7 protein-coding genes are annotated in these 8,642 nt (G+C 27.3%); 2 read left to right on the forward strand and 5 right to left on the reverse strand.

Features of this window, described 5'->3' with window-relative positions:
- Positions 1–599 (forward strand): PhoU domain-containing protein (locus tag ACLR9T_RS12770; protein ID WP_413109888.1); only part of this gene is annotated, 599 nt, incomplete at its 5' end.
- Positions 600–678: 79 nt separating this feature from the next.
- Positions 679–1,731: a DUF2812 domain-containing protein gene (locus ACLR9T_RS12775; RefSeq protein WP_413109889.1), complete on the forward strand. Its 1,053-nt coding sequence runs from the start codon at positions 679–681 to the stop codon at positions 1,729–1,731.
- A gap of 20 nt (positions 1,732–1,751) precedes the next feature.
- Here the strand turns inward: ACLR9T_RS12775 and ACLR9T_RS12780 are convergent, their stop codons facing one another.
- The 5 genes from ACLR9T_RS12780 to ACLR9T_RS12800 all read right to left on the reverse strand — a co-directional run.
- Entirely contained in the window at positions 1,752–2,003 is a 252-nt protein-coding gene (locus tag ACLR9T_RS12780; protein ID WP_413109890.1) for a metal-sensing transcriptional repressor, read from the reverse strand.
- Positions 1,996–4,434 carry a heavy metal translocating P-type ATPase gene (locus ACLR9T_RS12785; RefSeq protein ID WP_413109891.1) on the reverse strand — a complete coding sequence of 813 codons (2,439 nt, stop codon included), beginning with the start codon at positions 4,432–4,434 and terminating at the stop codon, positions 1,996–1,998. The genes ACLR9T_RS12780 and ACLR9T_RS12785 overlap by 8 nt, the downstream gene beginning before the upstream one ends.
- A 101-nt stretch (positions 4,435–4,535) precedes the next feature.
- A complete protein-coding gene (locus ACLR9T_RS12790) occupies positions 4,536–5,072 on the reverse strand; it encodes a nitroreductase family protein (RefSeq protein WP_413109892.1) in 537 nt (178 codons plus the stop codon).
- A 55-nt stretch (positions 5,073–5,127) separates the two neighbouring features.
- Positions 5,128–7,017: a molecular chaperone HtpG gene (htpG, locus tag ACLR9T_RS12795; RefSeq protein ID WP_413109893.1), complete on the reverse strand. Its 1,890-nt coding sequence runs from the start codon at positions 7,015–7,017 to the stop codon at positions 5,128–5,130.
- A 150-nt stretch (positions 7,018–7,167) separates the two neighbouring features.
- Positions 7,168–8,642, reverse strand: a 1,475-nt coding sequence (locus ACLR9T_RS12800; protein ID WP_413109894.1) for a hypothetical protein, incomplete at its 5' end; no start/stop codon positions are given.

Raw genomic sequence — 8,642 nt, forward strand, 5'->3', positions numbered from 1 at the left:
TTGAAGGAATTCGTGCTTATTTTAACAATAAAAACAGTATTGCTAAAGACAGTGGTTATGAGATGGAAAATGCAATAAATACCCTAGACACTAAAATAACTGATTATCTTGTATTAATTTCTCATGAAACATTAAATGATCATGATTCAAATGATTATTTAGCTAATATGAAAACAATTAAAGATTTAGAACGTATCGGAGATTTATGTATTAATATTGTAAAATATTATGAAGCTATCTATGATGAAAAAGAAGATTTTTCAGATGAAGCAAGAAAAGATTTAGAAACAATGATGGATATGGTTATCGATATGTTAAACCATGCTATTAAAGCTTTTGATGGTCACATTCTTGACGACATAGATTATGTAGATGAAAAAGAAGCTGATCTTGATTATTTTAATAAAAAAGCTAAACAGCGTCATATTAAACGCGTTAGTCATAAAATTGAAAAATCCACTCTAGTCAATTCTACATATGTAGATATTTTAGCAAACCTAGAAAGAATGGGCGACCATTGTCAAAATATTGCTGAAGCTTATATTCTTGAAGAATCGGCATATGTTAATGAAGAACCAGAATCAGCTTTTTCTAAGTAAAACCATGCATAGCATGGTTTTACTTTATTATTATCAAAAAAAATGATAATCTATATTATAGAAGAAAAAGGAGTTATATATGAAATTTAAATTAACTAATTATGATGCTAGCGATTACAAACTATTAGAAGATAAACTCAATAATCTATCTAAACTAGGTTATAACTGTAATAATGCTGATATGTTTACTATCTTTAAACATGATAATAAACGTTTTTATTATAAAACTGATATTTTTGTTCCTGATAAAAAAAGTAAATTAAGTAATCGTGAACAACGCGATAACTGGTTAATGAATTATGTTGATCATGGTTATGAATTTATTGGTAAATCAAGAAAAATCTATATTTTTAAAGCAACAAAAAATATAAAAATCAAAGAAACTAACAATACTCAATTACTTCAATATTTTAAAACAAATAAAACATTAACTAATATTTTATTTGTTTTTACTGCCTTATTTCTATCATTCCTATTAATTCCCAATGTTTTCATTAACAACGATCCTAATGAATTCATTACTAATGGTTCTATACTACTCCATTATGCACCACTATTATTTTGTTTATCTTTAATTGTTCGCTTCTTTAACAATTATATACAAACAGAAAAAATTAAAAACACTTTAACTAAACAAACATCTTTTACAATAAATAATAACCAGGAATATCGTTTTATCTTATCAAATTGGTTATTTATAATTACCATTTTAATTATTATTTGTGGTTTTAGTTTAGACATTATAGAAAGAAAAAATACTCCAATTAATGATAACATCTTATCATTGAATGATTTAGGCTATACTAGTAACCGTAGTAAAACATATACTGAAAGTTCCAGTTTATTAATTAATAAATCTTATAGTTATTTTGAAAGCAATGATGAAAATGCTCTGAAAATTAATTATTATCGTTTTAACTCTAATGAAAAAGCTAATAAAAATTTGGATAATTATTTAAAAACCAATAACTATAAAAAGAAAAAGCAAATAGCTAATGGCTATTTACTTTCATCTGACATTAATTATGATAGTATTATTTTTGTAAAAAACAATCAATTGATTATTGTTCAAACAACACTAGATTTATTAAAAGATGATAACTATCAAAAAATACTTGATTTTAACTATTAACCTCTGTTTAAAATAGAGGTTTATAATTTAGACAATAATTTAATTACTTCATCAATCTTTTGGTCTGCATCATGTTCATTAACTGCATTTTTTACACAATGATTTAAATGATTAGATAAAACTTCATTATTTGCATTCTTTATTAATGACTGAATCGCTAATAACTGATTTGAGATGTCAATACAATAACGCTCTTCTTCAATCATTTTAATAACCGCATCGATCTGTCCTCGGGCAGTTTTTAAACGTAACAAAACTTTTTTATTAGACATTTTTAATTTCCACTACTTTATAACCAGCTTTTTCAATTACACCTTGTAAAACACTATCATCTAATTCAGTTTCAACAATTGCATTTTTAGCCTCTAAATTAACTGTAGCATTTGTATCAGCTAAACCATTCAAAGCCTCTTCAACATGTTTTTTGCACATTGCACACATCATTCCTTCAATAATAATTTCTTTTTTCACTTTATTATTCTCCTTTTTATAATATGGTTTAAATCTTTTTAATCTTAAAGCATTACTTACTACGCAAACAGATGACAGTGACATACATAACGAACCAATCATCGCATCTAAACGCAATCCAAATAAATTGTAAAAAACACCTGCGGCAATGGGAATACCAACCACATTATAGATGAATGCCCAGAAAAGATTTTCTTTAATATTTAAAATAGTCTTTTTTGACAATTCGATCGAAGAAACAATATCACGTATATCATCTTTCATCAAAATAACATCAGCAGCATCAATTGCAATATCATTTCCTTTACCAATCGCAACTCCTACATCACTGCGTACTAAAGCTGGAGCATCATTGATACCATCACCTACCATCATAACACTATTCCCCTGCTCTTGTAATCTTTTAATGACACTTTCTTTGTCCTGTGGCAAGACTTCTGCGATAACCTCATCTAGTCCCAGCTGTTGATTGATAGCCTTAGCAGCAGCTTTTAAATCACCAGTTAGCATCACAGTTTTGATTTGCATTTCTTTTAGGCGCTGGATTGCCTGTTTACTTGTTAACTTGATATCGTCAAAAATACTAACTAAGCCTATTAACTTATTTTGCTTTGCTAAAAACACTAATGTCTTTCCTTGAGCTACAAGATCATCAATTTGATTTTGATAATCACTATAATCGATCTCATTTTCTTTAATCATTCTAAGATTACCAACTAGATACTCTTGATTTAAAACATTTCCTTTAATACCTAAACCACTTAATGATTCAAAAGCATTTATTTCAACTAACTCAACATTTAATTCCTTTGCTTTTTGAATAAAAGCATCAGCTAAAACATGACTAGAGCCTTTTTCTAATGAAGCAATAATTTTAATTATTTCTTTATCACTTAAACTATCACTATAAATATCACTAACTTTAGCTTTACCTTGAGTAAGTGTTCCTGTCTTATCAAAAACAACAACATCGATATTATTTTCATTTTCTAACACACTAGCACTCTTTATTAAAATTCCATTAGTTGCTCCTACTCCTGTTGAAACCATAATCGCTACTGGGGTTGCTAGTCCCAATGCACATGGACAAGAAATAACCAATACTGCAATAGCACTAGTAATAGCAAAATTAAGTCCATTTCCTACTATCATCCAATAAACAAATGTCAATATTGCAATAACTATTACGGTTGGTACAAAATACTTAACAACTTTATCAATCGCTCTAGTCATCGGTGCTTTTGAACTCGAAGCTTCTTCAACTAATTCGATAATTTTAGCCAGTGTACTATCTTCAACTGTTTTCGTTACTTGATAAACAAAACTCCCCTGTAGATTATTAGTTCCACCAATAACTAAACTATTAATCTCTTTTTCAACCGGTAAACTTTCACCTGTAATCATGGACTCATCAATTGAACTAAATCCCTGAATTATTTTTCCATCAACAGGCACAGTTTCATTAGCTTTTACTAGCACCTTATCATTAATTACAAGTTCAGAAATCTTAACTATTTCCTCTTTTCCACCATTAACTCGACAGGCTACATCAGGAGCCAATTCTAATAACTTACTGATTGCATCAGTTGTTTTTTTCTTTGAACGTGCTTCAAGATATTTACCAAAGCTAATCAATGTAATAATCATTCCTGCAGATTCAAAGTAAACATTATGAACAAGATGCATTTTCATCATCGTACCTGTTAAAGTCAAAACAATAGAATAAATACTATATACAATAGCTGCTCCTGCACCTAAAGCAATCAATGAATCCATTGTCGGATCAAAATGAATCAAATTTTTAAATCCATTAATAAAATATTCTTTTTTTAAAATCAAAATTGGAATCAAGAAAATAATTTGTAAAATAATATTTGTAAAGCTATTTTCTTTAATAAATAATGGTATAGGGTAATTAAACATTACCGACATTGACACATACATCAATAACCCTAATGCTATAAAACAATAAATCAAACTTTTTTTTAATTTAACTAATTCATCATCATTAATTAGACTTTCTTCAAATATACTTGCTTGATAACCACCATCTTTAACCGCCTTAATAATTAATGAATCATTAATTTGATTTTCATCAAATTCAACATTCATTGAATTTGTCAACAAATTAACCTCAACACTATTAACTCCCGGCAACTTACAAACACTATTATATACATGACTTTCACATGCAGAACACGTCATTCCTTTAACACTATATTTTTTCTTCATAATCCCTCCTAACCCCTCCTATGGGGGTATGATTAAATTATATAGACAATTTTATTTAAAATCAATAAAAATGCAAAAAAAGTTACTATTTAAAATAGTAACTAATAAAATTTACATATCTCCTCTATATTTTTACGTTTCGGCTTTTCGGGTTCAATATCACTAATTCCTAAAGCAATTACCGACACAATTATTTCTTGTTCAGGAATATTTAATAATATTCTGATTTTTTTCTCATCACGAATCCCCATTATTAAACTGCCTATTCCTAATTCAGTTGCTTTTAAAATCAAATTTTGATTATGAATCCCTAAATCATAACATCCCCAACCATTCTCTAATTCATTACTAGCACTACCATCCCGTTCAAATCCAGAACGATCCTTTATAAAAGTAGAAACAATTAAAACTGGTGCATCTTTACAGTTTTCTTGATTAAATGCCGGTAGACATGTTTCCTTAAATTGAGCTAATAACTTTTTTGAAGTAATGATATGATATCGAGCGGTCTGACTATTTTTCCATGATTCTGCTTCGATTGCAGCTTTAATGATTGTTTTTATTTTTTCTAATTCTATTGGCTGATTTTTATATTTACGGATGCTTCTTCGTGTATTAATTATTGTATCTAATTTCATATTCTTCCCTCCAACAAAGTAATTATATCATAAAATCGGGCTGATAGCCCGATTCTTATTTATTTAATTCAATCATTAAATCACAAATCTTATTTGAAAAATCTACTGGATTATCAATTGAGAATCCTTCAATCAACAATGCTTGATCATATAAAATACTAGCATAATCTGCTACTTTATCTTGATTATTTTCATAAACTTTCTTCATTGCATTAAAAATATCATGATTAGGATTAATTTCTAAAATTCGTCCTGCTTTAACTCCTTGACCATCAGGCATTTGATTTAAAACCTTCTCCATTTCAAAAGAAACACCGTCACTAGATACTAGACAAACTGGATGTGATTTTAAACGAGATGATATTTTTACTTCAACTACTTTATCCCCTAATGAATCTTTAATTGCTGTTAATAAATCCTTATTTTCTTCATTAGTTTTTTCTAATTCTTTTTTCTCTTCTTCACTTTCAATATCCAAATCACCCTGAGCTACTGATTTAAATGGTTTTTCTTTATAATCACGCATCATTTGGAAACAGAATTCATCTACATTATCTGTTAAATATAGAACATCATATCCTTTGTCTTTGACTACTTCTACTTGTGGTAAAGTGGCAATCTTTTCACGAGTTTCACCACTTGCAAAATAAATTTCCTTTTGACCTTCAGGCATATGTTCAATATATTCCGCTAAGGTAATAAGTTTTTCTTCTTTACTAGAATAATATAATAGCAGATCTTGTAATTTTTCTTTTAACATTCCATAGCTATTATAAATACCAAACTTTAATTGTAAACCAAAACTATTAAAGAATTCTTCATATTTTACACGATCTTTTTTCAACATTGTTTCTAATTCTGATTGAATTTTCTTTTCAATTTTATCAGCAATTACTTTTAATTGACGGTCGTGTTGTAACATTTCTCTTGAAATATTTAATGATAAGTCTTCTGAATCAACCAATCCTTTAACAAAGCGGAAATGTTCAGGAACTAATTCACTAGCTTTATCCATGATGAAGACACCACGTGAATATAATTGTAACCCTTTTTCATATTCATTTGAATAATAATTCATTGGTGGTTTTGAAGGAATAAATAATAATGAATCATATGAAACGTTACCTTCTACTCGGCTATGAATCACTTTCAACGGATCATTAAAATCATTAAATTTATCTTTGTAGAAATCATTATATTCTTCATCAGTAATATCTTTTTTATTACGTTTCCATAATGGTACCATTGAATTTAATGTTTGATTTTCAATAACATCTTCGTATTCATCACTATCATCTTTTTTCTTTGAAACTGTCATATCCATATTAATTGGATAATGCACGTAATCAGAATATTTTTTAACTAAATCACGAATATGATATTGATTTAAATATTCATCATAGTTATCATCATCCGTATTATCTTTTAAGTATAATTTAATTGTAGTTCCATGATCAGCAACATTAGTTTCAAAAATCTCATAGCCATCACTAACTTCAGATACCCAAGTATATCCTTGCTCAGTTCCATATTTTTTAGAAATCACTTCTACTTTTTTTGCCACCATGAAAGCTGCATAGAAACCAACACCAAATTGTCCGATAATATCAATATCATCATGTTCATTTTCATTTTTAAACTCAAATGAACCACTATTAGCAATAGTTCCAAGATGTGTTTCTAATTCATCTTTATCCATCCCAATTCCATTATCTTTAATAGTTAAAACACGATTTTCTTTATCGATTTCAATCATAATTTTTAAATCATTGCGATTAATTGAAGAAATATTTTCTGTAAGTGCTTTATAATATAATTTATCACTTGCATCACTTGCATTAGAAATCAATTCACGTAAGAAAATTTCTTTATGTGTATAAATAGAATTAATCATTAAATCTAATAATCTTTTTGATTCTGCTTTAAATTGTTTTTTTTCAGCCATAATTACATCTCCATTCTTATATTAGCACTCATCTTTCTTCTGTGCTAAAGATATTTTAATACAACATCTTAGCACTGTCAATATAAAAGTGCTAAATTATTCAATCTATCGCTCAAAACTTATTTTTTCGCAATCAAAAAATAACTTTTATTATCTTGATACTAATTTCATATGCATAAATTTAATAAAGCATTGTATTCCAACAACAGCCAATAAAATATAATAAGGTAAATACAAAAATAAATACCTTGCCCTTGATTCAAATAACAACAAAAACAATGTTATCCCTATAACTGTTAAAACAATAACATATAAATCTTTTTCTATATCATTAGCAAGTCTTTTAACCGAAAACAAAACAAAAAATAAAATCATCATCCAAATAGCCTGTTGATAAACCTCATATCCACTATGATATTTTCCATTCGAATAATAAATATCTCGCAAGGTTTTAGCAGCAGTTTTATTAGGTAATTTTAAAATTTCAGCATAAAAATTTCCTTCTACGCCCCATGCAAATGTTCCATCATTATAATTTGTCATTAATTTCTCACTTAAAAGTTTGAAATATCCACTAATACCATAATCATTTAATCTATTCTTAACCATTTTTAAATTTGCATTTATTTTTTTATCTTTCCCAATAAATGAACTTGTATAAGCAACATCTTCGCCATAATACACACCTCTTGTTACCGGATTCATTCCCATCATCAAAAAATGAGTAAAAGGAAATTCATTTGCCTCACTTCTTTTATAACCTAAATAATTATAGGATAAACTTCTTAATGATACAAAAATTATCATACCGGAAAGTAAAACCAATAAATATTTACTGCACTTTTGCTTTTCCCTATTATTATAAAATATAAATTTACAGGACTCAATTACTACAATTGCAATTAATACAATAATACATGTCGGTTTAATCAAATAGCCTATTAATGATAAAGAAAAAATAAGCCCATATGCAAGATATAGATTCATATTCTTCCTATTCAAATAAAAATACAGTACCATAATTGTAAAAATAATTGAACAAGTATCTGAATAAGGAATAACCATCCACGGTGATAAAGCAACATATATAGAATAAATGAATAACGTTAATATTGAATAATATCGATCTTTAAATATGATAGCTGCACATTTAGTGATAAACCAAGCTGATAGATTTAATAACAAAACACTCAATATTACTAATGAAAAATCAATATTATCATTTCCTAAAAACATAATTACTTGTTTAATAATAGTAAAAATAAATGTTAAAAACACATTATTTGGATATTGCGCTAAATAAGAATAATATATATTTTGTGTATCTAATATATGATCATTAGCAAAATAAGTCGAAGCATCTCTTAAAATACCAGCATCCCATCCTGGTAAAAAATAAATATTATAAGCAATGTACAATTGTAAAATAAACAAAATAATACATCCTACTACCAACAATATATTACATTCTCTTTTAGAAAGTCGATTTACATATCTTCTAAAAAAAACATTATAAATCGTACCAAAAGCTAATAATACTAATAAACTATATAATAAAAGTATCCCATTAGATACAGTAACACCATTTCTACATGAATAATCAATATTTTGAGATAATATAATAT

The sequence above is a fragment of the Thomasclavelia sp. genome, assembly GCF_047249845.1.
Taxonomy (GTDB): domain Bacteria; phylum Bacillota_I; class Bacilli_A; order Erysipelotrichales; family Coprobacillaceae; genus Thomasclavelia.

What these genes read in the sequence shown, in the direction of transcription:
- ACLR9T_RS12780 (WP_413109890.1), bottom strand. Translation starts at nt 2,003, where the DNA reads ATGTCTAATAAAAAAGTTTTGTTACGTTTAAAAACTGCCCGAGGACAG.
- htpG (WP_413109893.1), bottom strand. Translation starts at nt 7,017, where the DNA reads ATGGCTGAAAAAAAACAATTTAAAGCAGAATCAAAAAGATTATTAGAT.
- ACLR9T_RS12790 (WP_413109892.1), bottom strand. Translation starts at nt 5,072, where the DNA reads ATGAAATTAGATACAATAATTAATACACGAAGAAGCATCCGTAAATAT.
- ACLR9T_RS12775 (WP_413109889.1), top strand. Translation starts at nt 679, where the DNA reads ATGAAATTTAAATTAACTAATTATGATGCTAGCGATTACAAACTATTA.
- ACLR9T_RS12785 (WP_413109891.1), bottom strand. Translation starts at nt 4,434, where the DNA reads ATGAAGAAAAAATATAGTGTTAAAGGAATGACGTGTTCTGCATGTGAA.